Origin of the sequence: Nocardia camponoti, from assembly GCF_014646135.1 — a bacterium.
Lineage (GTDB): Bacteria > Actinomycetota > Actinomycetes > Mycobacteriales > Mycobacteriaceae > Nocardia > Nocardia camponoti.
Window position 1 is genome coordinate 405,352 of record NZ_BMMW01000001.1, and the last position, 23,552, is coordinate 428,903.

General features: G+C 64.4%; 24 protein-coding genes and 1 pseudogene. 14 read left to right on the plus strand and 11 right to left on the minus strand.

Annotated elements, in window-relative coordinates; translation table 11 throughout:
* A complete protein-coding gene (locus tag IEX78_RS01775; protein ID WP_229683644.1) occupies nucleotides 1-723 on the minus strand; it encodes a TetR/AcrR family transcriptional regulator in 723 nt (240 codons plus the stop codon).
* Between the two features lie 257 nt (nucleotides 724-980).
* Between IEX78_RS01775 and IEX78_RS01780 the strand changes: the two genes are divergently transcribed.
* Nucleotides 981-1,463, plus strand: coding sequence for a nitroreductase family deazaflavin-dependent oxidoreductase (locus IEX78_RS01780; RefSeq protein ID WP_229683645.1), 483 nt, complete (start codon nucleotides 981-983; stop codon nucleotides 1,461-1,463).
* On the opposite strand, the gene IEX78_RS01785 is transcribed toward IEX78_RS01780, so the two are convergent.
* Nucleotides 1,464-2,636 (minus strand): site-specific integrase, encoded by a 1,173-nt coding sequence (locus tag IEX78_RS01785; RefSeq protein WP_188826937.1) that lies wholly within the window; start codon nucleotides 2,634-2,636, stop codon nucleotides 1,464-1,466.
* Between the two features lie 29 nt (nucleotides 2,637-2,665).
* Complete coding sequence (locus IEX78_RS01790) at nucleotides 2,666-2,935, minus strand: hypothetical protein (protein WP_188826938.1); 270 nt, start codon at nucleotides 2,933-2,935, stop codon at nucleotides 2,666-2,668.
* Nucleotides 2,936-3,020: 85 nt separating this feature from the next.
* Between IEX78_RS01790 and IEX78_RS01795 the strand changes: the two genes are divergently transcribed.
* The 3 genes from IEX78_RS01795 to IEX78_RS01805 are packed head-to-tail and all read left to right on the plus strand — an operon-like array spanning nucleotide 3,021 to nucleotide 5,295.
* A complete protein-coding gene (locus tag IEX78_RS01795; protein ID WP_188826939.1) occupies nucleotides 3,021-3,668 on the plus strand; it encodes a hypothetical protein in 648 nt (215 codons plus the stop codon).
* Nucleotides 3,669-3,701: 33 nt separating this feature from the next.
* A complete protein-coding gene (locus tag IEX78_RS01800) occupies nucleotides 3,702-4,340 on the plus strand; it encodes a HEAT repeat domain-containing protein (RefSeq protein ID WP_188826940.1) in 639 nt (212 codons plus the stop codon).
* On the plus strand, nucleotides 4,327-5,295 hold the full coding sequence (locus IEX78_RS01805) for a HEAT repeat domain-containing protein (protein ID WP_188826941.1): 969 nt from the start codon (nucleotides 4,327-4,329) through the stop codon (nucleotides 5,293-5,295). The genes IEX78_RS01800 and IEX78_RS01805 overlap by 14 nt, the downstream gene beginning before the upstream one ends.
* 10 nt (nucleotides 5,296-5,305) lie before the next feature.
* Here IEX78_RS01805 and IEX78_RS01810 read toward each other — a convergent pair whose 3' ends face one another.
* Nucleotides 5,306-5,902: a TetR/AcrR family transcriptional regulator gene (locus tag IEX78_RS01810; protein WP_229683646.1), complete on the minus strand. Its 597-nt coding sequence runs from the start codon at nucleotides 5,900-5,902 to the stop codon at nucleotides 5,306-5,308.
* Between the two features lie 63 nt (nucleotides 5,903-5,965).
* Between IEX78_RS01810 and IEX78_RS01815 the strand changes: the two genes are divergently transcribed.
* Nucleotides 5,966-6,907 carry a TauD/TfdA dioxygenase family protein gene (locus IEX78_RS01815; protein WP_188826942.1) on the plus strand — a complete coding sequence of 314 codons (942 nt, stop codon included), beginning with the start codon at nucleotides 5,966-5,968 and terminating at the stop codon, nucleotides 6,905-6,907.
* A gap of 300 nt (nucleotides 6,908-7,207) precedes the next feature.
* Nucleotides 7,208-7,594, plus strand: coding sequence for a hypothetical protein (locus IEX78_RS01820; protein WP_188826943.1), 387 nt, complete (start codon nucleotides 7,208-7,210; stop codon nucleotides 7,592-7,594).
* A 108-nt stretch (nucleotides 7,595-7,702) separates the two neighbouring features.
* Here IEX78_RS01820 and IEX78_RS01825 read toward each other — a convergent pair whose 3' ends face one another.
* Nucleotides 7,703-8,536, minus strand: coding sequence for a hypothetical protein (locus tag IEX78_RS01825; RefSeq protein WP_188826944.1), 834 nt, complete (start codon nucleotides 8,534-8,536; stop codon nucleotides 7,703-7,705).
* A 929-nt stretch (nucleotides 8,537-9,465) separates the two neighbouring features.
* Here IEX78_RS01825 and IEX78_RS01830 point away from each other — a divergent pair.
* The 4 genes from IEX78_RS01830 (at nucleotide 9,466) to IEX78_RS24690 (ending at nucleotide 11,511) form a co-directional block, all read left to right on the plus strand.
* A complete protein-coding gene (locus IEX78_RS01830; RefSeq protein WP_188826945.1) occupies nucleotides 9,466-9,954 on the plus strand; it encodes a hypothetical protein in 489 nt (162 codons plus the stop codon).
* A 57-nt stretch (nucleotides 9,955-10,011) separates the two neighbouring features.
* Nucleotides 10,012-10,731, plus strand: a complete 720-nt coding sequence (locus tag IEX78_RS01835) for a hypothetical protein (RefSeq protein WP_188826946.1) — start codon at nucleotides 10,012-10,014, stop codon at nucleotides 10,729-10,731.
* A gap of 19 nt (nucleotides 10,732-10,750) precedes the next feature.
* Nucleotides 10,751-11,161: a hypothetical protein gene (locus tag IEX78_RS01840; RefSeq protein WP_188826947.1), complete on the plus strand. Its 411-nt coding sequence runs from the start codon at nucleotides 10,751-10,753 to the stop codon at nucleotides 11,159-11,161.
* A 143-nt stretch (nucleotides 11,162-11,304) separates the two neighbouring features.
* Nucleotides 11,305-11,511 (plus strand): DUF6968 family protein, encoded by a 207-nt coding sequence (locus tag IEX78_RS24690; protein ID WP_373291532.1) that lies wholly within the window; start codon nucleotides 11,305-11,307, stop codon nucleotides 11,509-11,511.
* A gap of 115 nt (nucleotides 11,512-11,626) precedes the next feature.
* Here IEX78_RS24690 and IEX78_RS01845 read toward each other — a convergent pair whose 3' ends face one another.
* From IEX78_RS01845 to IEX78_RS01860, 4 genes are read right to left on the minus strand one after another with little or no spacing between them, the layout of a single operon-like run.
* On the minus strand, nucleotides 11,627-12,547 hold the full coding sequence (locus tag IEX78_RS01845) for a TniQ family protein (RefSeq protein WP_188826948.1): 921 nt from the start codon (nucleotides 12,545-12,547) through the stop codon (nucleotides 11,627-11,629).
* On the minus strand, nucleotides 12,544-13,593 hold the full coding sequence (locus IEX78_RS01850) for a TniB family NTP-binding protein (RefSeq protein ID WP_188826949.1): 1,050 nt from the start codon (nucleotides 13,591-13,593) through the stop codon (nucleotides 12,544-12,546). Before IEX78_RS01850 ends, IEX78_RS01845 begins: the two co-directional genes overlap by 4 nt.
* Nucleotides 13,590-15,659, minus strand: a complete 2,070-nt coding sequence (locus IEX78_RS01855) for a Mu transposase C-terminal domain-containing protein (protein ID WP_229683647.1) — start codon at nucleotides 15,657-15,659, stop codon at nucleotides 13,590-13,592. The genes IEX78_RS01850 and IEX78_RS01855 overlap by 4 nt, the downstream gene beginning before the upstream one ends.
* Entirely contained in the window at nucleotides 15,656-16,402 is a 747-nt protein-coding gene (locus IEX78_RS01860) for a TnsA-like heteromeric transposase endonuclease subunit (protein ID WP_188826950.1), read from the minus strand. Before IEX78_RS01860 ends, IEX78_RS01855 begins: the two co-directional genes overlap by 4 nt.
* 331 nt (nucleotides 16,403-16,733) lie before the next feature.
* On the opposite strand from IEX78_RS01860, the gene IEX78_RS01865 reads away from it, so the two are divergent.
* The 3 genes and pseudogenes from IEX78_RS01865 to IEX78_RS01875 all read left to right on the plus strand — a co-directional run bounded on the left by IEX78_RS01865 (nucleotide 16,734) and on the right by IEX78_RS01875 (nucleotide 18,891).
* Complete coding sequence (locus tag IEX78_RS01865) at nucleotides 16,734-17,900, plus strand: coiled-coil domain-containing protein (RefSeq protein ID WP_229683648.1); 1,167 nt, start codon at nucleotides 16,734-16,736, stop codon at nucleotides 17,898-17,900.
* Nucleotides 17,901-17,909: 9 nt separating this feature from the next.
* Nucleotides 17,910-18,056, plus strand: a pseudogene (locus IEX78_RS01870) (type I methionyl aminopeptidase); the annotation flags it as partial.
* 76 nt (nucleotides 18,057-18,132) lie between these two features.
* Complete coding sequence (locus IEX78_RS01875) at nucleotides 18,133-18,891, plus strand: MerR family transcriptional regulator (protein WP_188826951.1); 759 nt, start codon at nucleotides 18,133-18,135, stop codon at nucleotides 18,889-18,891.
* Here the strand turns inward: IEX78_RS01875 and IEX78_RS01880 are convergent.
* Both IEX78_RS01880 and IEX78_RS01885 read right to left on the minus strand, forming a co-directional pair.
* Entirely contained in the window at nucleotides 18,888-20,375 is a 1,488-nt protein-coding gene (locus IEX78_RS01880) for a MutS-related protein (RefSeq protein ID WP_188826952.1), read from the minus strand. The genes IEX78_RS01875 and IEX78_RS01880 overlap by 4 nt on opposite strands.
* Nucleotides 20,366-21,883 carry a MutS-related protein gene (locus IEX78_RS01885; RefSeq protein WP_188826953.1) on the minus strand — a complete coding sequence of 506 codons (1,518 nt, stop codon included), beginning with the start codon at nucleotides 21,881-21,883 and terminating at the stop codon, nucleotides 20,366-20,368. Before IEX78_RS01885 ends, IEX78_RS01880 begins: the two co-directional genes overlap by 10 nt.
* Before the next feature lie 256 nt (nucleotides 21,884-22,139).
* Here IEX78_RS01885 and IEX78_RS01890 point away from each other — a divergent pair, with 256 nt between their 5' ends.
* Nucleotides 22,140-23,549, plus strand: a complete 1,410-nt coding sequence (locus tag IEX78_RS01890; RefSeq protein WP_229683649.1) for a three-helix bundle dimerization domain-containing protein — start codon at nucleotides 22,140-22,142, stop codon at nucleotides 23,547-23,549.
* Nucleotides 23,550-23,552 lie beyond the last annotated feature (3 nt).

Genomic DNA, 23,552 nt, shown 5'->3' on the forward strand with positions numbered 1-23,552 from the left:
TTACGCGCGGGCCGCCAGCTGGCTGATGATCGTGGTGAGCGGCAGGTCGGGGTCGAGGACGAGGTCGTGTTGACGCGCGACCCCGTCAACGACATGCCATGCGTACGAGGCGACTTCGCTGATCAGTCGTTCGCGCGGAAGCGCGGGGGAGGGGTCGGTTGCCCAGCGCGTGACCGTCGCCTCGGTCATTGACACGATCGCGAACGTCATCGTGTCGGCGGCGTCGTCGTCAGCGACGCCGACCACGCCGGCCAGCCCCGTGACGAGCGAGGTGACCGAGGATGAGATCGACGTGATCAGCGAGCTGAGCGCGTCAGTGTCGGAGTTCTCCTCCGACGGGCCGGTCTTGAGGAATTCATGCAGGCGGGGATGCCCCTGCACCCAGGCGACGACGGCTTCGACTGTGCGGTAAAGGATTTCGTTGATCGAGCCGACGCTGATGTCGAGGGCGTCTTCGATCTCGTTGGTGAAGCGTTCGGCGATGTCGCGGCGGGCGAGTCGGTCGAGTTCTTCGCGGCCAGCGAACTGTCGGTACATCACTGATTTGGCGAGGCCCGCGCGTTCGGCGATCTGCACGACCGGGACTTCCACGCCCGCGGGCGTTTCCTCAAGCAGTTCGATCGCGGCGAGCATCAGCCGTTCGCGGCGACTTTCATTGTGCGGCTTCCAGCGTTCCTTGCGCCCGCTCATCGCGGGAGGGGGAGGGGAAGCTGCGCTCGTCACCGGCCCGAGTTTAGAGGAATGGGCTTGGAGGCAGGTCGAGTACCGGGTTCGTGGGGCGGGGAGCTGAAAACGCACTTTATTACATGAAGCTAGGTAGATATGCGCATCTACGCATGTTGCTCGCCCTATGGCTGGGCGCGACCGACAAAAGCCAAAAGGAAGAAAAAACCACTCTAAGAGACAGAGAAAAGTGATGTGAGTCTCTCGATGAGCCGCCGAATGCGCCAAATATGTTCGTGTGAGCCAGGATTCGAAGAATGTGGGAATGGAATTCGATTCAGCGCTTCGCGAGGGGGTTCGCCCGTCAGCCGTGGGTGATGCGGGGAGCAGGCGTGGTTTTGCCTGCGGAACGGTTCCTGCGCAGAGTTACCGGTGGGCGGTTCGGCGTGCTCGACATAGGCGGATTGCCGTCGATTCAGATCACCGTTGTTGGTCGGAAGTCCGGACTGGAACGCACGACGTCGCTGTTGTGTGTGCCCGATGGTGATGGTTTTCTGCTTGTCGGCTCGAACTGGGGTCGGCCCGAGCATCCCGCCTGGTCGGCGAACCTGCGCGCGGCGACAACCGCGACGGCCGTGTACAAGGGAAGCGCGCCCTTCAAGGTGTCGGTTACCGAGTTCACCGGGGTTGAGCGCAAGCGGTATTGGGACCAGGTCGTCGAGTTCTGGCCGGGCTACGAGATGGAAGCCGGGCTGGCACAGGGGCGCGAGTTTCGGATCTTCCGGCTGGCCCGGGTCTAGCTAGAGGCCGAGTTTCGTCACCGCGTTGTCGTCGAGTGGGTTGGCCGTGCGGATGTAGCCGTGGACGGTGCGAGGGTTGGACCAACGGCCTTGGCGCATGATTTCGCGGTCGCTCGCACCGCCTAGCGCGGCCTGGGTGGCGAAGCCGGCACGTAGGGAATGGCCGGAGAACAGGGCGGGGTCGAGACCAGCGCGTGCGGCATAGCGTTTGACCAGCTCGGCGACCGCGCGGCCGGAGATCGCGGTGTCGCCGATGCCGCCGTGTCGGTTGATCGTGGGGAACAGGGGGCGTTGCTCGTCGTCGGTGAGGTGCGTGCCGGTGAAGCCGTGGCAGCGGTGCACTTTCGGGTCGACTGGTTCTTCGTTGCCCGGTGCTTCGAGCAGGCGGATCCAGTCGGCGAACGCGCAGACCGGGCAGGTGTGCGGGTGCTGACCTCGGGGGAGCGCGATGCGTTGTTCGGCTGCGCCGGTGGGGTCGGTTTTGGTTGTCGGCAGGGCGATGACCAGCAGCGGCTCGCCGGTCGCATGATCGGTGCGGACCTCGACGTCGCTGATGCGCAGGCCAGCCAGTTCGCTGCGGCGTAGTGCGCCAGCGAAGCCGACCAGCAGGGCTAGGGCGTCGCGACGACGCGCTGGTTCGGTAGGCCAGCCCGGTTCGGGCAGCTGGGCGAGGAGTTGGTCGAGCGTGTGCAGCATGACCGGGCGTTTGCGGGTCGGTGCGGTGCGTCGCGTGCGCCGGATGCCGCGCAGGGTGAGTCGGACGACGTCGGAGCGGGTTGGTGACGGCAGGCCGTTCGCGGCGTGGACAGCGGCGATCGCGGCTGCTTTCCGGTCGAGAGTCGCGGGGCTGAACGCCCATCGCCCGTCAGCTTTACGCGCATCAGCGGCGGCCGCGAGGTACACCGCGACGTCAAGCGGGTCGGCGGGCAGCGCCTGACGGTGCTCGGCGAGGCACCATGCGGCCCACGCGACCCAGTCGGTGCGGTAGGCGCGCAAGGTGTTCTCGGATTGCGACGCCTCAAGGTAGCGGTGGAGCGCGGACGCTTGGTTGTCGTCGAAGCGTTCGCGGACAAGGCGCAATGCGGCGGTGTCGACGAGGACGCTGCGCACACCCCTGCGTAGTTCGGTGCGGACGCGTTCCGGCAGGACGACTGCGGCATCGCGGTTGGTCACCCGATCAACCCTAGGTGATCGGGGTTAGCTCATGGCATTTCAGCGAGTTCGGCGAGCTTCGTGTGGATGTAGGCGGCGAGGCGGTGGCGTGCCGCGGTGGTGAGGTGGCTCGTTTCGCCGATGCTGGGGAAGCCCGCGTGGTTGAGTGGTGTCGCCGGTTCGTCGGCGGTTTCGGCAGGTTCCGTCGCTGGCGACGGCTCGGTTGCCGGGGTGACTAACTCAAGGTGAGTCGATGTGTGCCGGGGTAGCGGAACGTACGGCTCATCCGGCTCGGTAGTTGCTGCTCCGGTGTGTCCCATATATGAACCCTAACGGTTTGATTACGGCCCTTGCCAACACATCGACATATTCAGTGGCGACCGACACGTTTAGCCAACGCACGCCATGAGTATCCATGCTCGCATAACCGCATGCTTCGTGCGCGAGATCGCCGGTGCGATAAGCGAACTCAGCGAAGTTGTCGGTGGGTATCGTCATGATGGGCAGGTGGACATCACCTTCGCCGCCGACGAGATTCGGTTCGTCGCGTATCCGTTCGTCGGCGCGTCGGTGTATCCGGCTGGGGTGTTGCCCGTCGCTGACATTCGGGATGTCGATGTGTCGGCGTGGCCGCCCGAGATCCGCACGCGTGCTGGCGAAACAGTGTTCGTGCATGGGGGTTCGCGCGCTGAGTTAGCGGAATTTTGTCGGCGCAATGGGGTTGTCGAGGTCTATCGCGTCGACGTGTGGGCTGATTTGCTTGAACCGTTCCTGGATACCCAGTTCGACGCGACGCACGAGGATTTCACACTGTCGCGGCTGCGTTCGGTGGGGTTTTCGGCTGGTGAGGTCGCTGAGATTCGGGCGCGCGTTGGGCCGTTGATGGAGTCGTACAACTTCGACACGATGCTGTGGGAATGGGTGCATTTGGGGTTGCACGACCTGTTGTCGGCGTTGGTGTGGTCGCGAGTGTCGCGTAGGGCGCGCCGATCGTTGGGTGACCCGGCTGAGGTGTATCGGTGGGCGATGGCGATTGCCGAGCGCGGGGCTTGACCTTCGCACTGTGTCAAGCCGTTCACTGGGGTGATGAACATTTCTGGGTTGACGGCGGTGGATTCGTCGGTGCGGTTGTCGACGGCGCTCGCGATTGGTACGCACGTACCTGACGGGCTGGTCGGGGTACTGGTTGAGCGGTGCGCGATTGAGCCGGACTTCTACGTCCGCGACATGCTCACGTGGGCGTTGACGCGCTATCCCCGTGCTTCGGTTGTGCCCGCGTTGCGGGCTGAGTTGCGTTCGGCGCGCGCGCAGGCGCGGAGTCAGGCGTTGCATACGCTGTCGAAGATTGGCGATGCGTCGGTGTGGCCAGACATCACGTCGGCGCTGCTGCGTGACCCCGATGTGGAAGTGGCGCGGAGTGCGTGGCGGGCCGCGGTCGTGCTCGTTCCCGATGCGGAGAAGGGGTGGTTGGCGGTGGAGTTGACGACGCAGTTGGGACGTGGGGCGACCGAGACTCAGCGGAGCTTGAGTCGGGCGCTTGTTGAGCTGGGTGATCATGCGTCGGTGGTGATCGCTGGGTTCGAGGCGAGTGCCGATCCGGTTGTGCGCGCGCACGCGGTTGCGACGCGGGCGTTGCTGAATGATCCGGATGCGGCGTTTGAGCTGAATGTCGCTGCTGCGCGGCGTGCGGTTGCCTTAGGGGCGGTGCTTCGTGCTGATCGGTGACGTTGCCGAGCGCACAGGGGTCAGTGCGCGGATGTTGCGGCATTACGACTCGCTCGGGTTGGTTGTGCCCACCGGGAGAACGGTTGGTGGGTATCGCGAGTACGCGCCAGCCGACCTGCGTCGCATCTTTTATGTGGAAGGGCTTCGCTCCCTTGGTCTTTCGCTTCGTCAGGTTGGGGCGGCGTTGGCTGACGCGTCGTTCACCCCGGCTGGACTCGTTGGTGAGCTGATCGTCGAGACGCAGCGGCGACTCGAGGCCGACCGTGAGTTGCTTGCCCGTCTGCGTGCGGTTGACACGGCCGCCCCTGCTTCGTGGGAGGAAGTGGCTGACGTTGTCGGGTTGCTGCGTGGGCTCGCTTCGCCGGATGCGGGGCGACGGCAACGCACGGTGTTGACCGAGTCTGTGCCCGCTGACGCGCTGGTAGAGGCCGTGCTCGCCGAGGACGTTCCGAACGTCGCCGGTGCGCTGCGGTGGGCGTTGGCCCGTGCGGGCGACGATGCGGTGCCGGGGTTGGTCGCGGCGTTGAGTTCCGACGACGTTGTGTTGCGGCGTCGGGCTGTTGACGCGCTGGTGAGCCTGCCGGGAGTGGAGTCGACAGCGGGTCTTGTTGTGGCGCTTGATGATTCCGACGAGGTCGTGCGGAGGCGTGCGGTGTTGGCGTTGGGTGCTCGTAATGATGTTTACGTGGTGGGAGAACTTGTTGCGATCGTGCGTGATGGGCCGAACGATGTGGAAGCGGCGGAGTTGTTGGGCGCGTTGGCAAGTGGTGCCGAGGGCGATCGGATTCGGGCTGCGCTAGCGGTCGAGTTGGCTGCGCCCGCTGCCGATTCAGCTCAGCGGATCCGGCTCACGCAGGCGCTGGCGGAGATCCCGGGCACAGGTTCGATGTTGACTGAGCTTGTCGATGACGACGACGAGGCGGTGGCGCGGATCGCGTCGGCGCTGATTTTGTGACGGAGGGAAGCTAACTGTCGTCGCGCGGCTGGCCTTCGACGATTGTCTCTGGGTGGTCCAGCATCGCGGCCGCGCGTGTGGTGGCGTTGGCGCGCAGTTCCGATTCCGATACTTCGTCGAGCCCCGTTGCGGCCCGGAGGAACGGGCCGAGGATCTCCCAGCCGATGAGCAGTGCGGCGGCATTGGCGGCCGCTAGTGAGGCTGAATGCTGTTCGGCCCCTCCGGCTTTCGCTCGCTCAATCAAGGCTTCCATGATGGGGAATCGGTGTTGCAGTTCGCCGACGGGGTAGCCGTCGAGCAGGCAGCGGACCAGCACTCGGACGTGTAGTTGCGCGCCGGGGTTGGGGGTGAGGTTGGCGTTGGGGTCGTGTTGGTCGCCCAGGTGATCGAGGACCGCGCCGATGAGGTTGTCTTTCGCGCCGAAGTGGCGGAAGACGAGACCGTGGTTGATGCCCGCGCGTTCGGCGATGTCGCGGACTGATGTCGCGTTGGGGCCGCGTTCGGCGAACAGGTGCGCGGCGTGTTCGAGGACGGCGGCGCGGATGGCGGCGCGGCCAACCGGGGTTGGAATCGGGTTGATTCGATCCGTCGTCTCGCCTGTAGTCACCTGACTACATTAGCGGTAGTCCTGCTGTAGTCGAGCGACTACATGAGCGAAGGAGATCGTGAGATGTCGGCATCAACCACCCTGACCGCGCCGATCGGGCCATTCCCACTTTTCGGATACCCGCTGGTCGTCGGCCCCTACGGGCATCTGCGTGCCGAGCGAGACCGTCTGCGTGGTTTGCGGTGGCAGCACTTCGACGCCCGCCTCGTCGGCGCGACGCTCGGTGCTGAAATCAGCGGCGTCGACCTCACCGTCGAGCAGCCTGCCGAAGTCATCGCCGAAATCACGCAGGCGCTGCACGATTACAAGGTGCTGTTCTTCCGCGACCAGCCGCTGACCCCGGCCCAGCATGTGCGGTTCGCGCGGGGTTTCGGCGAACTCGAAATCCACCCGGCCCTCGCCGCGAGCGCTGACCAGCCCGAGCTGGTGCGATTTGAGAAGGGCGACAACATGGTTGGCGTCGAGAACGCGTGGCATCACGACGTCACATGGCGCGAGCGGCCGTCGCTGGGTGCGATCCTGCACGCGGTCGATGTCCCAGAAATCGGTGGCGACACCCTTTTTGCCGATATGTACGCCGCGCACGACTCCCTGGACGACGAGACCCGCGCCGAGATCGACACGCTCGACGCCGTGCACGATTTCACGCGCGCGTTCGGTCGCGGTGCTTCGCCGGAACAGCAGGAACAACTGCGCAAGCAGCACCCGTCGGTGGTCCATCCTGTGGTGGCAAAACACGCCGTGACCGGCCGCAAGCATCTTTACGTGAACCGGATTTTCACCGAGGGCATCGTTGGTTACGACGAGTCCCGCAGCCGCGAGCTGATCGACCGTTTGGCCCGACGCGCCGACGCCCCCGAACACCAGGTGCGCTTGAAGTGGGAGCCGGACACGGTGGCCTTCTGGGACAACCGCGCGGTCCAGCACTACGCGGCAAGCGATTATTGGCCGCAGCGCCGGGTGGTTGAACGCGCGTCGATCATCGGACCGCGCCCGAGTCGGTAGTGGGGGAATGTCGTCGCAGGCTGCTTGAGCAGCGATGAAGTGGATGGTGGTGGAACAGCTCAGGCACGTGCGTTGTGTGAGACTGCCGATACTGGGTATTACGGTGAAAGCTGTTCTTGGCGTTGATGATTGGTGCGGTGATGGCCGCGCTCGCCGTCGCCGCCAGCCAACGCCCGCGCCGTCGCTGCTGACTTTGCGTGCGGGTCGCGCCCCGGCTCGCGCCCGTGCAGACGAGGTAGGTACCCGCGACTGAGTAGTTGCCCGCATCCGCGGAGGTCGGTGTGACGCGATGCTTAGTCCATGGGTGACACATCAACCAAGGTTCCGCAGCTTCGATCGACCGTCTCGTGGTGGGAAATCGTGCTCGCTGTCGTTTGCTACGGTCTCGCGTTCTCGACCGCCGCGTTCCTGTTGATCATGACCGCGATGTTCGCGATGGCGGCGGATAGTTGCCAGTCGCCCAGCCCGTGCCTGGATCGCGTGAACCAGGCTGGGGCGATTTCGGCGGGCGGGATCGCGACGGTTGTGGTCGGCGGCGTTATCGCCGGTGTCGTTGCCGCAGTCATCGCGCGTCGGCAGATCTGGGTGTGTGGATTGGCCACGTTGGTGCTGCTCGTCGTGCCGTTCAGCGTGGGCATGACGATGGCCAATAGCGCTGGCGACCTTAGTACGACGTCCGTGCGCTAAAAGCCTGTCAGTTGTCACCATTCGGGCGAGGGAATTCGCGGTATCGCCTCGACTCTGTCGACCGTGTCGATACCGCGAATTCCCAGGGGCTGCTCCGTTTTTCGTGCGCTAGGACGCGCGCAGTGCGATCACGAGGCCGTCTTTTTTGCACACCGACGGGGTTGTCGGGTCAGCTTGAGCGTCGCACTGCCAGCCGTCGACGGTCATCGATGGGGACGGGCTGACTGTCGTTACGTAGGTTGTCGCGACGTTGATCGCTTCCGTGCAACCCGGGCGTCCAGCCGAAGTGCCAACGGCGATAACGGTTCTCGTGCCGCCACCCGCGTCGGTGACGGGGCCGCAGTTCACGTCGTCGACGACCGGGGCGGGTTCGGGCGGAACGCTGCTTGTTGTCGTGACCGGGGTGCTGGTCGGGATGATCGTGCGAATAGGGGTCGGGGCCGGGCTCGGCGGATTCGCCGGAGCCGCGTTGCCGCGCAAGCCGATCATCAGGCCGTCTTTGAAGCAGACATGCGGGACGGTGGTGTCAGGTTGGGGTTCGCAGGTCCAGCCGTCGACGGTGGCCGCGTCGCCGGTGCGGGGGACCGTCAGGTAGTCGGTCACCACGTTGAACGCTTCGGTACAGCCGGGTCGGCCCGCGTCGGAAGCGAAGGCGATGACGTCGGCTGTTCCGCCGTTTCCGCCGGTGACTGGTCCACAGTTCACGTCAGCGAGGGGTTTCGGTGCTGGCGGATGGCTCGGGCTGGGCGCCGGGAGTGGGGCCGCGCTGGTGCCAGTCAGTTTCACCGCCGTCGTTGCCGTCGTTGATGCGGTGGTTGTTGATGCGGTGGTTGTTGACGAATGCGCGGCGTGGTCACCGGATTTGTCGCTACTGCACGCCGCGGTGACAGCCACCGCGGCGCACGCGGCGAAGACGCTGACGGTGCGTCGATTGACGATCATCGTGCCTCCAGATGTTGCGGCCGGGCGGCCGAGCGTTTCGTCCTGTCCCCGTACGCGTTTGGTCATTCGACCATGTGCGGGCATCTCGGTGAACGCGACGCGCTGGATGTCGCCGCTTGCGACGAATCATGAAAGTGCGACCGGACAGATCGACGGTTTCGACCCGCCCCGGCTGTTTTTGGTCGACCCGGTCTTGGGGTTAACCGGGGCTGCTCAGGGAAGCGGCGCAACGCAATCGGCGGTGGCAGCCGCATTCCGGTACGTCCGTACAGGGGTGCACAGTTTTTGCGAGGTTTCGTAGGCGATACGTTGCGTTGGCTGCGACCAAACGTAAACGGAAATATGTCCCATCTCAATATTTCTGGTCTGCGAGGCTGACTGCGACCTGCGATGGACCAGGATAACTGAGCCGGAATTGAGGAAAGTGGCTCAGTGTTTCTGGTCTGCGTGGAACGTTAGGATCAGTAGCGCGTCCTTGCGGAGAGGGTCCTCCGGGAGTCTTGTCGAGCTGGCCTCAGGGCCGCTCAACGAGGGGGTCCAGTAGCGACCAGGGGTCCGGTGACCAGGGGTCCGGTAGTGATGGCCAACCGCGGCCAGGCTGGATCGTTCCCGTTCGTGACTTCGGTTGATTCACTCGTCACGGACTTGCGCCTGCCGTACTCATGTTCGCCGAGCGATCCTGAAGCCGGAACCGAATAATTCGTAGATTGAGTTCCTATTTGAAGATTTCATAATGGAACTCCTGAACCGGATGAACTCACCTATCGAACGCGCGTAAGCGGGGGTTGACATTTTTCGTAACGGAAGGGCATTTTGCCTCGAAGATGCAACTATCGGGGGATACTTCTACTCGGAAGTACAGCAGGAAGGCTGATTTTATGTATCGACAGCGCGTTACCTCTGGCCAATTGGGGCGATATACCCAATGGATGTCGTTCTTCACTACCGGCGTGCTGGTGGTCGCGATACTCTTGGCGGGGCCTGCTTCTGCGCAGCAATCTAATCAGGGTCAACCGGATCTAGAATTGCAGGTCGGTGATCCTCAGAATCGGTCGATCGGTGCTGGTAGTTGCTCTGGCTTCTTTCATGATCCTCAGGCGGTGAACGGGTTCCTCGAGTGGGGGCTAGAAAGTCATTGCGCTGGTAGCGGCTGGTTTCCGCACCATATCAGTGTCACGCTACAGAAGCAGCGCAAGACCCCGTGGTTCCCCGACATCTTCTTCGATGATATCGATACCATGGCGAGTGAGTCATACCAGTTCGGGTGGGCAGACATCAGCCTACTTGAGCACAATAATACGATCTGCGCGAACAGTGACCAAACTGTCTACCGACTCGAAGGGACGATTACCGCGGGCGAAAATGAAGTTACGGGAATTTCTGAGGAATTCACCTTGTACTGCGGAGTCGAGACCTAAGATTGGCGTCGAACCGAACCACGTTTCAGTCCATCACATAATTAATGGGGTAGGATTATGTCTGCAACCAAAATTGCTCGTACGCTGCGCCGCGTTGCGTGTATCGGCCTGACTGCGGGCGCGGCCGCGCTCATGATTCCGGGACAGGCTGGCGCTGCTACTCAGATTGGCTGGACCGGCGGCACACCGCCGATCGGTGGTGTCATCTATCTGCACAATTCGACGATCACTGACGACGGTGGGCTCCGAGCGTCGAGCAAGATCTGGACATCCACCGGGTCCACCGTAGCGCCGGGGATTATGGGCGTCCGCGCTCGCCTGTTCAAGAGCGGCGTAATATGTGAAGTCGCGGGCTACCAGCACAACACCGCGTGGATCTCGACTCACGAGGCTTTCACCTCGGCGGTCTGTGGAACCGGCTCCTACAACAGCCACGGCTTCGTCCGGGTGTACAACGGTTCTGGGTTCAACGAGTACGTTACGTTCCCGTCGAATCCGATCGATTACTCCGGAGCGGCAAGTGCGCGATCGCAACGAATCGAGCAGGAGTCGGCGGCCGACACCAGCAAGACCTTCACTGTCGGCGGTCAAACCTTCGGCCCGGCGAGCCAGTCACCAGACGAGCCGGACCCCGACTTTGTCGCCGCCTACAGCGACGAGGGAGAGTTCGGCTACGTCCGAAGCGGCGACCTTGCGAACAAGTCCGATTCGGGTACACGGCTGTCGGTATACGATGACACCGGCGCCAGCGAGATCGGTTCCCTGACAGTGAGATAGCTGACCTGGATTGGTGACGATGACGAACCTGACAACACAGTTACCCACCACCGGAGTCGTCGCGATCGCGACTCTGAACCCGGACACCAAGGCTTGGATCACCCCGATGGCGTTGTTTCCGGACGGGCTGTTGTTCACGGTGATCGCGTTTCCTGCAGCGCCTCTTGAGATCGGCGTTCTGCCGTACTACCTCGAAGCGGAAATCCATCATGGTGGGAACAAGCACTACATCGGTGGCGGATCTACGAGCGCTTCCAATCATCAGGCCAAGGTGTCGTTCTGGGTACCGACCTGGATGTTCGACTGGCGGCTCTTGAAGGAGGGAGGCGGTGAGTTGGCCCTTTTCGAGTCGACTCATCGTCTCGACGTCCGTCGCTTATCAGGTCCCAAAGGTCCGCCCATCCAAACCTTCGGTCTTCATATCGCATAGCGGGAACGTCGGTCGGGATCGGAGGTTGTTCCTCCGGTCCCGACCGACTTACGCTGTGGCTGGCCGGTGCGCCCATCATCAGGCGCTGCGACGGGTGCGCGGTGAGCGCCCGCGAGTTCGGGCCGTCGTTGGGAACCAGGACCGTGGATTCTGCTTTCGGTCCGGGCGATGTCGCCATCGGGCGCCCGCGCGAGGATGCGGCACGACCGCGAATGTATCTATGCCCGTACCGCATCGGTGATCGAGCCGATGCCTATGTCGAGGGGATCGACGAGGTACAGGCGTTGATGTCGGCAATCCACAGCGTCGGCGCTGTACTCGGTATCCCATGTGATTGGCCGCAGAAGTAGCGACCTTCTATCGGCGAATGGCCCGTCCCCACGGTCGGTGTTCCGTTCGCTGGCATGACGCGGTCCGAGAGGTGGGTTCCATGATGCGGCGCCGAAGGCGTCAGGTCTGAGATGTTCATAGGGGTCGAGGAATCCGCCGTGAGGGTAGCTCGATCCTCTTCCAGTCGATGTGTTCGCGGCTGAGGCCCTCGATCCAGTTCGCGATGGGGTCTCGGTTGCGCCGTGGCCAATAGGTTCGCCGTTGGCCGCTCACCCGTGTTCCGAGTTCGATCAGGAACCGTGTGACCGTCTCTTTCCTGGAGGCGATTCGTCGCCAGTGCGGTGATGCCAGGAGAGCCGCAGTGTCGACAGCGTTGGGGTAGATCGCGGCCAGGAATGAGGGGTCGTCGATGAGGACGCGGGTCTCGCCTGGATTCAGGATGTCGAGGCGGTTGCTGATGCCTGCGAAGGCCGTCGTGTCGGCGAAGCTGTTCCAGAAGTCGTTGTCCTCGAAGAGCCTTCGGGCGGTTCTGAACGCGTATTGAGCTGGTTGGGGCTGATGACGGCGAGCCAGGCGCCGATGAGTGGTGTGAGCAGCCAAAACCTCGGGAACGGCGCTGATATCGAGCAGTCTATGTCGGTGAGAATGCTTGTCGCTGAGCCAAATTCGATGTTTCGGACACGCGTGGACGTAGGACGGATAGTAGCGAATCACTCGTCCCCCGGTGTGGCGGCGGATGCAACGAGGGCAGGCCGGGCGGGCCCAGTTCGCCAGATGCGTGGAATCGCGGTGGCGGCTGGTGAGCTCGGGAAGTGCGCGAGTCAGCTGATCACGCGAATAGCCGGTGATCACGACGAGCCTGCCTAAGTTGGGCGGCCGCATCCGCAACTCCAGCAGTGTGGGATTCATGCCCAGATGTATCTTCAGCTCGTCGATGGCGAGGTGGTTGACCGTGGCGAGTCGACCCAGGTAGGAGGCAGTGGTCTCGTTCGGTGCGGGCGGGATCGGAATGGGCAGCTGACGCGCTAAACCCGGCGCTCGCCATCCCTGTTTCATGCGACGCCTTTTCGCCTGCCAGAACGCTTCCTGGGGGTCGTTTCGGGCTGTTGTTCGGCGGCGTGGTCCAGACGCTGGGCGTCGAGGTGGGCTTTGGTGATCTTCTCGCTGCCGTCATGGATGGCGTCGATCGCCGCGCCTCGGATCAGGTGCGACAGGCTGCCGAGCATGCCGCCGGTCCGCTGATAGAGGTATTGGTCATGGCGGGCAAGAGATCCGGGCCGATGCTGATGCAGGCGCAGCGCTTGTTCCAAGGTGACGATCAACGATCGCCAATGACCGCGGTGTTGAGGGCTGCCAAGGGCGAACGGGCGTGTGGAGATCGTGGCGAAGCGGCTGGCGATCTGTCTGCCCCGGATGCCGGAGAACAGCCCGGCGTGCTCGACATCGATTCCGGCATAGACGAACGTCGCCGGAATCCGTTCGGAGAAGTATTTCAGCTGGTCGGATACCTCAGCTCCGGCGCGAGTGGTCAGCGAGATGTTGTGGATCTCATCGACCAGGACCAGGTCGCAGCCGACATCGCAGAGCACCGCGCAAACGGAATTGGTGATGTCGGTGAGGTTGGCGCGGGCCAGGATCGGCAACCCGAGGAACCGGGCGAACTCGACGGCGACCATACGTGCGGTCGCCGCGGGCGGCAGCGTGATGTAGACGACCGGGATCCGCGGGCCCGGGCGCGGATTGCGCAGTTGGGTGCGTAGTTCGTGTGTCAGCCCGAGTTGGGTCAGCGCGGTGGTCTTGCCGGTGCCCGCGCCGCCGGTGACGATCAGCCCGCGCCGCGCCGAGATCTGGCGCCGGTTCAGAACCAATAGGCGGCTCACTGTTTTGGTGATGTCCTGGATGGTCGGGGTGTTCACCACGATCAGATCGGAGTGGTAATTCAACCGCTCATCGTCGTATTCCAGGCGTTCGGCTGGCGCCAGCTCACGCCAGTCCTCGCGCAGCTGCGGCGGGGTCCTGTTGCGGCCGGTCCAGAGTCTCCACCCTTCCTTGGTGGTCAGTGGCGAGTCCGGTGGAGGATCGAATTCGCTGGCGCGACTCACGGCCACCTCTCGGCCTCGGCGGCGGCGTCATAGACGCCGAACGGGATCACGGTGCCCAGGTCGCCGTCGTCTGCGCTGTTGTCGAAGTCGTCATCGGGGTCGATATCGCGCAGGTCGACCGGCGCGAATTGATCCAGATGCGGTGTCGCGGCGCGGGTTCGGGCAGCGACCTTGCGGTCGGTCTTCGACTGTTCCGGGCCTGTGCCGGGACCGGCGCCAGCTCTGTTCAGCAGATCCGCCAGCGCCCGCGCGGTCGCTGTCTCGATCGGTTCACCGGTCGGTTCGGACTCAGCGACCACCCGGCGTGCGTGACGCCAGGTGAAATCGGCGAACGGCGCTGTCACCATCGGCAGATGAGTCCAGGCGGCGCGGATCCAACCGCCCTCACGGTGGTTCCGGATGAACACATGTGACAGGTCGTAGGGGTCGTAGCGGACCTCCCAGGCCCCATTGCGGGACGCGACCCCAGAATTCTGGCGGCGGTAAGGGTTCAACGCCATATCGTCGTAAGTACGGCGATCGATGCGAACCCCGTAGTCGTTGATCGTGCGCCATTGAGCGGGCAGCAACTCCACGTAGTCTTCGCCGGTCAACACCAACGGCAGATACCCGGCCGCGGAGACCAGCACCGAATACATCTCGTTCGGCGACACCGGGCGAGCGGTGTCGGGACTGAGCAAGCCCTCGTGCGGGCGGCGCTGCCAATGCATCACCCATTCGTCGAACAGATCCTGCAATTGCGCCAGTGACCATAGGGCTTCGGCTTCGACCGTCGCGCCGCGACGGGTGACGTCCCGGCCGACATAGCCGCAAACATACTGGCAGAACAAGGAATTGATGGACTGGAAGGTCCGCTCGATCACAGGATTATCAGTCGGAGTCCGAGGATGCGAAGGCAGCACCGAAATACCCAGCCGCTCGCAGGATCGCTCGAAGGTCTCCGACAAGAACACCTTCCCGCGATCGCAGCCGATCACCTCCGGAACGATCACCGGTTTGGCCGCGGCATCGGCCATCCGGGCATCAATATCGGACAGGCTGCGGTGCGGCAGCCGCGACACCGACATCCGCAACACCTCCGGCCAGCCAGGACGCATCGGCTCGGGCACCAGCATCCGCGCCAACAACAGCGAGGCATCCACCGCCTTAGTCCCGACCGGGCGCAACAGAGCCGCAGTGATCGTGCGGGTCGCGACGTCGACCGCAGCGGTCAACTCAACCCGCCGAGCCACCCCGTCATCGAACATCGCCAACACATCCAGCGGAGTCGTGTCGATCTGAACGTGCTGGCCCGGCCTCGCCGCCCACGTCGCCGTGAACGGTCCCGCCGGACGATTCGCCGCCGAGCGGCGGGTTTTGGCCGACCCGAACGTGTGCCGGCCCGCCGACACGGTCGCGGCCAACCGGTTGAACGTCGCCTTCGACGGCAACTCCACCTCGCCTTCGCCGTGGCGCTCGGCGAGGATCGCCTCGACGCGGCGCCGCAACCGGTCCCGGGTGCCCGTCGAGCGATTGGTCTCGCTCTCGATCGCCTCTTGTAGCGCGGCCACCAGACGCTCGTCGGCGCGGCCGAACGGCGACCCCGACCGAAGCACCCGGCCGTCGACCAACGCCCGGACACCACCGGCGCGGTAGCGCAGACGCATCCGTTTGACCATGCGGGCGTTCACCGGCCTCCCAGCCGCCGTCAGCTCCGCGGCCTTCGCGGCATCACGCTCAGCGATAGGCCGGACCGGGTCGTATTCCGGTCGCGCAACAGCGGTTTCGCCGCCGGGACGCACGCCGGTTTCCAGCTCGATCAGGTGCCGTTCCCAGAACCGTGCGAGCTCGGCCTGCGCCGATGGCAAATCGTCCAGACTCTGGCCGACCAAACCCCCTCCTCGCGCCGGGATTTGGCGGTTGGTGAGCAGGCGAAACCCCTGCGAGGCGACCAAATGAACCAGCGAAACGACCGTGGCCTCACCCGCCACGCTCACCAACCGCACCTTCGTGCCCGATATGGCGGCCACCTCGTGCTCGACTTCGTCGAACAACACCTGGTCTCCGATCCGGATCACGCCCGTCACCGGTTCGCTCCCGCAGTCACCAACGACCAACCTTCCAGCCGTATCTCCAGGTCCGTCACCAGTTCCCGCCGCCAGAGCAGGTGATAAAGCACCGGCAGCACCGCGACAGGATCACCCGCAGCCTGGGCGCCCTCGATCAACGGGCGCGGTCGCGCGAACAACCCACGAAGCATCGACGCCACCGGTTCGACCCGGAACCGCCCGGCGCGATATCCCGCCAGCCACCGCACGTTCGCCAGCCAGACCGGATCATGGCCGGTCACGAGCCGATACGACCAGCCCACCTCCGCGCAGGCTTTCGCGGTCGTGTCGAACACCGCCTGATCGCGGGGCTTGATCCGCGCCGCCGGACGGCAGTCGATCACCACACCGGTTCGGTCCGCGAGGCGCGCGAAGAAGTCCGGCGCATGCGATCGCTGCTTCACCCCGTCCATCCAGAACAGCCAAAATGGTTGCGCCGCGTACCCAACAACGCCTGGATCGAAGTCCAGCGCCATCGCCTCGTCTCGCTCGAGCCACGACTCGTACTCAAGGTGCGCGCCCACCGTCGCCGAGTAGTAGAGACCCGGATTGTTGCGCTGCCCCCGAAACGACGGGATCGACCGCACCGGCGCCACCGCCTCGAACGCCATCCCGGCGGCCTCGGCCAACCTCTCACGCACCAGCTCACGATCCGCGCCGACGAACGCTACCTGGAAACCCGCGAAACCAGCCGCCCCGACCCCGCCGACCAGCAGCTGCAACCCAGCATCACTGCCAGACACCCGCCACCATCCGTCCAAATCGACCCAGCCCCAGCAGAATCCCGGTGATCATGCCACACGGACCAGAAAGACTGAGTCGCAGACCAGGTAGACGAGGTGTATACCAGATCAACTGCGCCTGGACCAGATTCACTGAGCCAGGACAAAATAAGAGCAGCCACGAAACGAATCCCGTTGATCCTGACCGCCGATAATGTTCACTTATCGGCGGTCAGAAACGGCGGCGGGGAAACGGGTTGCCTTGCTGCGGCACGTAATTCGTTTCGGTTGATACGTAACAGAATGACGAAACAAACGCTACGATTCACCCATGTCGAGCGTCTGCAACTACCCGGGCTGTGCCCGACCCATTCCGCGCAACGGCGGCCCCGGCCGACCATCGGAATACTGCGACCACCCCGACCACACCCGTTGGCGTGCCTGGCGCGAACGTCAACGCCAACAACAAGAGACCGACACCGCGACGCAAGCCGTCACAGTGACGACTCAAGGGCCAGTCACCGTTGCCCGCCTGCGCGCCGACGAACTGCTCGGCCAGTTCCGTGGACTCGCCGACCAACTCGGCACCACGCTCACCGCCGCTGTCGCCGAACTGTCCACTCTCGCTGACCCTTCCGTCGCTGAAGCCCAGGTCCAAACCGTGCAAGCCGACGCCGCTAGGCGTATCGCCGAAGCGGAAATGGCCGCCGTCACCGCTGAACAAGCCCGTCGCGACGCCGAAACCGCCCGCGCGCTCGCCGAGTCCGTCGCCGAAGATGCTGCTGCCGCCGCCGAACAGGCCGAAGAAAAGATCGCCGCCGCCAACACCGCTCGTGACGAAGCACTAGCCGCTATCGAAGAAGTCACCAAAACCGCGGCCGACGATGTTTTCGCCGCCCGCAGCGCCGCCGAGACCGAGATCCGCGAAGCTCAACGCGAAACGGAAGCCACCATCGCTGCCGTACAGGAGGAAGCGGCTGCCGCGATCGCCGCCGCCGAGCAGCGCGCCCGCGACGAGCTCGCCACCTACCGACGCGAAGCTGACGCCCAGGTCGCGGCCATCACCGCCGAACGTGATCTGGCGGTGCAACGCGCCGCCGACGCTGACCGGGCAACCGAACGCGCCGAAGCAACGGCCGCCGAACGCGTCGAAGCGGCAGCCGAAGCGCGCGACGAATGGCGAAGGGCGAGAACAGAACTCGACGCCACCCGCGCGGAACTGGATCGCGTGCGGGCGGAACTGCAAGAACTACGCACGACCGCGGCGACCGAAGCCGAGCAGCGCCGCACCGCGAATGAAGCCGCACTGGAACAGGTCCGCACCGAAGCTGAACAGCGGGTAGCGGCGATCGACGACGCCCGCGCCCAAACCTTGGCCCGCGCCGAACGCGCGGAACGCCAACTCGACGAGATGCTGACCTCGTTCGGTGGTGTGGCGACGGTGACGACTACTTCCGACGGCGCGATCGCCATGACCCGCCACCGCCCGCTCAGGTAACACCGAACCTGGCTCGCCCGCACCACCGACAAGATCGTGTTTGACCCCGACGGCTGGACCATCCGCTCCGCCGACGGCTCACGCACCGCCCACAGTGAACACACGATCGCGATCACCGAAGACGGACCGCTTGTCCTGACCGCCCGGCCGCACTAACACTTGACCTTGACGTAACGGCAGCTTTTACCGTCGAGTGCGGGCCGGAACGACCGGCCAAACGAGGGAGAGGGCTATGAGCAGCTGGGCGATCGCGGACGTGGCGAAGATGTCGGGGGTCACTGCCCGCACTTTGCGTCACTACGACGACATTGGGCTGCTCACGCCTGCGCGCGTCGGTGCCAACGGGTACCGGTATTACGAGCAAAGCCAATTGCTGCGGTTGCAGCAGATTCTGGTGTTACGCGAACTGGGGCTCGGGTTAGCCGAAATCGGGGACGTCATCGACTCCGAACCCGACACCATCGCCGCGCTGAAACGCCAGCACGAGCGGTTGCTCGAAGAACGCGACCGACTCGGGCTGGTCGCGAACACCGTCGCGCGGACCATCGCTGAACTGGAAGGAACGACCGTGGGAATCGACATCAATCGCCCCGAAAACCTCTTCGAAGGCTTCGACCACACCCAATACGACGCCGAAGCACAAGAAAGGTGGCCCGAGGAATTCGCCGAGTCGCGCCGCCGCGCGGGCACCTTCACCCCCGAAGACGTGACCGCGCTGCAGCGTGAAATCACCGCGGCGATGGTGCGCATGGCCGAGTTCTACGCTGCGGGCACACCCGTCGAAAACGAGGCGGTTCAAGCCGAAATCGACGCCCACTACCAGTGGCTTTCCCGATTCTGGACACCCAATCGGGAAGCGTACAAATGCGTTGGGCAAATGTATGTCGACGACGAACGGTTCAAACAGAACTACGAGCAGATCGCGACCGGCCTCGCCGAGTACCAGCGTGACGCGATGACCGTCTACGCCGACACCCGGCTCACTGATTAACGATCTTCGGGCCGACCCGGCGTCGGCCCGAAGATCTGTTCGTAAATGTCGATCGCATGGCTCGTCGATTCCGGCACCGCGGGCGTGAAAACGTAACTGCGGGTGCCGTCGGTTTCGGTGCGGGCACCGAGAAACAGATCCGTGCCGACCCCGGTGCGATAACGTTTCGCGGCGAAACCATGCAGGTGCGTGACGAAAACAACGCGCACACCTGATTCGGTGAGGGCATCAAGCAACGGACCCGCGATCTGCGCGGCGTCGTATTCGCCGGTGGTGGAAAAGGATTCGTTGCATAACAGCATGCCGTGGGGGCTGAGTTTGTCGACGATCGCGCTCATTCGGGCGAGTTCATCGACAAACTGACCACGCGACAATCCGCGGTCCTCATCGACGGTGTAATGGGTCAGCAGTTGCGTGCGCACGTCGGCGGCAAACGAATCGGCGACCACGTACATCCCGGCCTGCATCATCAACTGCGCTGCCCCAATCCCACGCAACAACGTCGACTTGCCGCCGCTGTTTGCCCCCGTAACCACGATCAGGTGCCGCGCGTCGGCGTCGAGATCATTGCTGACTACCGGATTGGTCATCGTCAAACACAGCATCGGGTCGCGCAACTGCCGAGATGCCAGCCGCGTCGAACCGATGGGGAGCGCGGTCGGCAGACAGAGCGGGTAACCGGTGGCGCGAAGCCGGTCGTGGAGGCTGACGCAACCGAGATAAAACGCGACCTCATCGCGCAACCGGGTGAAAAAGTCGTGAACGTGGGCGGCAGCATCGTTGAGTACGGCCGCCACCATCGACACCGCGTAATCACGCAGGCGGGCGAGCGGATCGTATTCCGGGTCCGGTTCGTCGGCCACGTGGAAGGCCCGCACGTCGCGGTCGCGGCGCGCGAACGGCGACTTCCGACGCGTCGGCGCATGCAACACCACATCGGCGATCCCGTTGTCGTCGCCCAAGCGCGCACTGAGCTGAATGCCCGCGTCGTAATTGAGGGCCCGCACCTGCGCTTCGGCCTCATCGAGGTAGTTCTCGGTCAGCGCGGTCGTCACGGTGTTCATCAAGTCGACGAAACCGGGGGAGCTGAATCGGTGCGCGTGGCGAACCACGAGCTTTCGCAGCGCACGCACATGCGTGAGCAACTCGGTGAGCGCGTCCACGGCTAACAACAGTTTGCCGCTGGCCCGGTGCGCTGGACCTACCTTGCGGCGGCGCACGAGCGTGGCGGCCGTAGCGATGTCATACAGTTCGCGCACCACCGCGTGCTGCGTATGAGTTTCGGCGAGAACGGCATGCCGGTAGCTGATCACGTCAGGATCGGCCGACGCGGTCAACAACGCCGACCGCAGCGCCGCCTGCATGACCGGATCATCAGAAGCGTTGTCGCACAACGTTGTTAGACCGAGGTCGTGCAGGGCGGTCGCGTCGGTGACGATCGGGGCAACCGCAACAGTGGCCGGGGCGAGAAGGTTTACGCGCATGAGTTCACCCGGTCAGCGACGCGTTCCCGCGTGAGCCCGAACCGGCGAGCGAGCATGACCGCCTGCGCGTCACCGTCAGCGGCACGGCGTTCCAATCGGAATGTGCGGCGCCCGGGGTCGTCGGGGTCGGTCGTGGCGACCATGCTGACGGCAAACGAACCCATGTCGGCGAGCTCGTCGAAAAACGTGACCCACAACGCGACCGCCCCGACCTCGGCGATGCGCGCGAGAATGTCGCGACCGATAGTGGCCGCGTCGGCGCTGCCCGTCGCGCTGAGCGTTTCGTTGAGGATCACGACACTTCTCCCAGTCGCGACGTCGAGGGTGTCGCGGACGCGCAGCAGTTCGGTGGCAAGCCGTCCGGTGGGATCGGTGATCGCTTCGGCTGCCGCGAAATGAGTGTCGATGCGGTCAGCCAGCGGCAACCGCGCGCTGCTCGCGGGCACGAGACCGCCGAGCGCGGTGAGGTAGAGCAGCTGACCGAACGCGCGCGCGAACGTGGTCTTGCCGCCCTGATTCGGTCCGGTGACGATGATCGCGAGTTCCCCAGTCGACAGTTGCCAGTCGTTGGCAACCACCTCGGTCGGCTGGGCGCGCCACTGGGTGGCTAGTGCGAGGTCGAACGCGTTGTCAGCGTGGATCGCGGTGGTGTCGTCAGCCAACTCGGGCACGCACAGTCGACTAGTCCCGACGCGGTCGGCGAACCGCAGATAGGTCAGATAAAACGCGAGCTCGCGATCAAACGTCGCGACCGCCGCGTACCCGGGGAAAACGCGGTAGTCACGCCCGAATGCGGTAAGTCGACCAAACGCCAACGGCGACACCGCGGCCACCTCGTCAAGCAACTGCTCTTGCAAGTTCGCCGCCGGATCGAAACGCGGCTGCCCAGCAGGCGCGGGCGCGACGACCCCGAAGCGAGCGAACAGATTCGCGATCACCGCGCTGTGATCGAGCAGCTCGGCCGCTGGCATCACCTCGATCGTGCGGCCCGAAATGCGCAGCGTGTAGCGCACGTGGTCGAGCTCGGCCCGCACCTCGGCGACGACACGTGCGAAATCGGTGAGCTCCTGTGTCGTGAGAAAGGCGAGAAGCCAAGTGCGCCAACGAGTTAGCGCGACAGAACGGATCGGCACCGCGTCGAGTTCGGCAGCCAATCCCGTGAGTGCGTCAAGGTAATGCGCCGCAGCGGTTAGCTCCCACCACCCCCGCTGATGCGGGTGCTCGCGACTGGCGCCTGTCGCGAGTTCGTCGCGCACCTGGCGCATATTCGCGGCGAAGCCGGTCAGTGCTGTTCGAATGTCCTCGACCGCGAGGTCAGCGAACACTTCGTGGCGGTACCGCACCGTCGCGACGTCGGAGGTGGGGTGCGCGAAGATCGGCCGCAGATCGTATTCGTCGGCGCCCAAGATCGCGTTGATCACCTCGTCGATGTGCAAGTCGTGCAGCGCGGCGTCGTTGACCGCGAGCAGCGGCGGTGTGTTCGCGCTCGACGGCCACACAATGCTCACGTCTGACATGCTTCCCCCACTGCCCGGCAATATCCGACCCCGACCCTATCCGGCAAGCGGTGGCCGACGCAGGATTCGAACGAAATGCAAACGCGCACAGCGGTTTTCGATTTACTCACGAACAATCACCCAACATCAGTTTGCGAGAAAACTAGCGGTGTACGAACTCTGTGTGTTCGACGGTTCACGGTGCGGGCAACTGTGCTGCACGCCGGTAGCGTGGCGCGAGGCCCCCGAGTGAACCAGGAGAATAGACGTGTCGCGCGTGACCCCCGACGAAGCAACCGATGCCGTCGAGCGTGAAACGCTCGCGATGCGTCGAATGACCGAAAGCCTGGTCGAAGACCTCGCCGCCAGCGTCCCCGCCGAACAGGTCAGCTCCGCGATCGGCGCCGCGCACACCCGCTTCGAAGGCAAACCGATCCGCGAATTCGTGCCGATCCTGGTCGAACGCATCGTGCGGACCGAACTCGCCGACCCCGACCCCACCGTGCGGGTTGGTGCGACCCCGACCCCACGCGCGGTTCCTGGTGAAGTCGCGCCGGAAGTTTTGCCGTTCACCGCGTCGCCGCGTCGAGTCGGGCGTCGCGGCATCGTGCAACTGTCGCTCGGCGCCGCCGGAGTGGTCGCCGCCGCGACCGCCGGTGTCGCGTTGCTTCCTGACCGAGGCGAACACTCCGCCGCGCCCGCGCTGGTCGGCGTACACGGGGTGGTCGGGTCGGAAAAGGTCGCGTTCTTCCACGACGCGAACGTGGTGAAAATCCTGGCCGACAACGGGTTACGCGTCGACGTCGAACCAGCGGGGTCGCGCCAGATCGCGACGACCGTCGACCTGGCCGCTTACGACTTCGCGTTCCCGTCGAGCGGGCCCGCCGCTGAACGAGTCGCCCGCCAACGGAACGTCACAACGAAATACACGCCGTTCTCGTCGCCGATCGCGATCGCGACGTACCAGCCCATCGCTGACCTGCTCACCAGCGCTGGCGTGATCAAACCCGGGCCCGTCGCGACGTTCGACATGGACCGCTACCTCGACCTCGTCGCGCAAGGCGTGCAGTGGGACGCGCTGCCCGACAACACGACGTACCCGGTCGCCAAAAACATTCTGGTGTCGACCACCGACCCGCGCAGTTCCAATTCCGCGGCGATGTTCCTGTCGATCGCGGCGTATGTGGCTAACGAGCACACGATCGTGCGTGGCGCGAACGCCGAGGCACACGTGCTGCCCGCGCTGACGAAACTGTTTCTCACACAAGGGTTTACCGACACCTCCAGCGAAGGCCCGTTCAGTCAGTACCTCACTGGCGGCATGGGGCCAACCCCGATGGTGTGCGTTTACGAAGCACAATTCGTGGAAGCGGCAGGACAGAACAAGATCAAACCGGGCATGGTGTTGACCTACCCGTCGCCGACAGTGCTGTCCAACCACACACTTGTGCCGTTCAACGCGGGCGGCGACAAGCTTGGTCGACTCCTCACCGACAACGCCGAACTCCGCCGCCTCGCCGTCGAACACGGGTTCCGCACCGGCGACAACGCCCAGTTCGCCGCCCTCGCCGCCAAGCGCGACGTGACGGTGCCGACCGACCTCATCGACGTCGTCGACGCCCCCGCCTACGACACCCTGGAACACCTACTCGACGGCGTCGCGAAGTCCTACAACTAGCCA

Bases quoted from the DNA above. Each gene is read 5' to 3' on its own strand.
- IEX78_RS01790 (WP_188826938.1), bottom strand. From the start codon at position 2,935: ATGGGACACACCGGAGCAGCAACTACCGAGCCGGATGAGCCGTACGTT.
- IEX78_RS01830 (WP_188826945.1), top strand. From the start codon at position 9,466: ATGTCGTTCTTCACTACCGGCGTGCTGGTGGTCGCGATACTCTTGGCG.
- IEX78_RS01835 (WP_188826946.1), top strand. From the start codon at position 10,012: ATGTCTGCAACCAAAATTGCTCGTACGCTGCGCCGCGTTGCGTGTATC.
- IEX78_RS01795 (WP_188826939.1), top strand. From the start codon at position 3,021: ATGAGTATCCATGCTCGCATAACCGCATGCTTCGTGCGCGAGATCGCC.
- IEX78_RS01800 (WP_188826940.1), top strand. From the start codon at position 3,702: ATGAACATTTCTGGGTTGACGGCGGTGGATTCGTCGGTGCGGTTGTCG.
- IEX78_RS01820 (WP_188826943.1), top strand. From the start codon at position 7,208: ATGGGTGACACATCAACCAAGGTTCCGCAGCTTCGATCGACCGTCTCG.
- IEX78_RS01865 (WP_229683648.1), top strand. From the start codon at position 16,734: ATGTCGAGCGTCTGCAACTACCCGGGCTGTGCCCGACCCATTCCGCGC.
- IEX78_RS01875 (WP_188826951.1), top strand. From the start codon at position 18,133: ATGAGCAGCTGGGCGATCGCGGACGTGGCGAAGATGTCGGGGGTCACT.
- IEX78_RS01840 (WP_188826947.1), top strand. From the start codon at position 10,751: ATGACGAACCTGACAACACAGTTACCCACCACCGGAGTCGTCGCGATC.
- IEX78_RS01815 (WP_188826942.1), top strand. From the start codon at position 5,966: ATGTCGGCATCAACCACCCTGACCGCGCCGATCGGGCCATTCCCACTT.
- IEX78_RS01825 (WP_188826944.1), bottom strand. From the start codon at position 8,536: ATGATCGTCAATCGACGCACCGTCAGCGTCTTCGCCGCGTGCGCCGCG.
- IEX78_RS01880 (WP_188826952.1), bottom strand. From the start codon at position 20,375: ATGCGCGTAAACCTTCTCGCCCCGGCCACTGTTGCGGTTGCCCCGATC.
- IEX78_RS01780 (WP_229683645.1), top strand. From the start codon at position 981: ATGTGGGAATGGAATTCGATTCAGCGCTTCGCGAGGGGGTTCGCCCGT.
- IEX78_RS01845 (WP_188826948.1), bottom strand. From the start codon at position 12,547: ATGAAACAGGGATGGCGAGCGCCGGGTTTAGCGCGTCAGCTGCCCATT.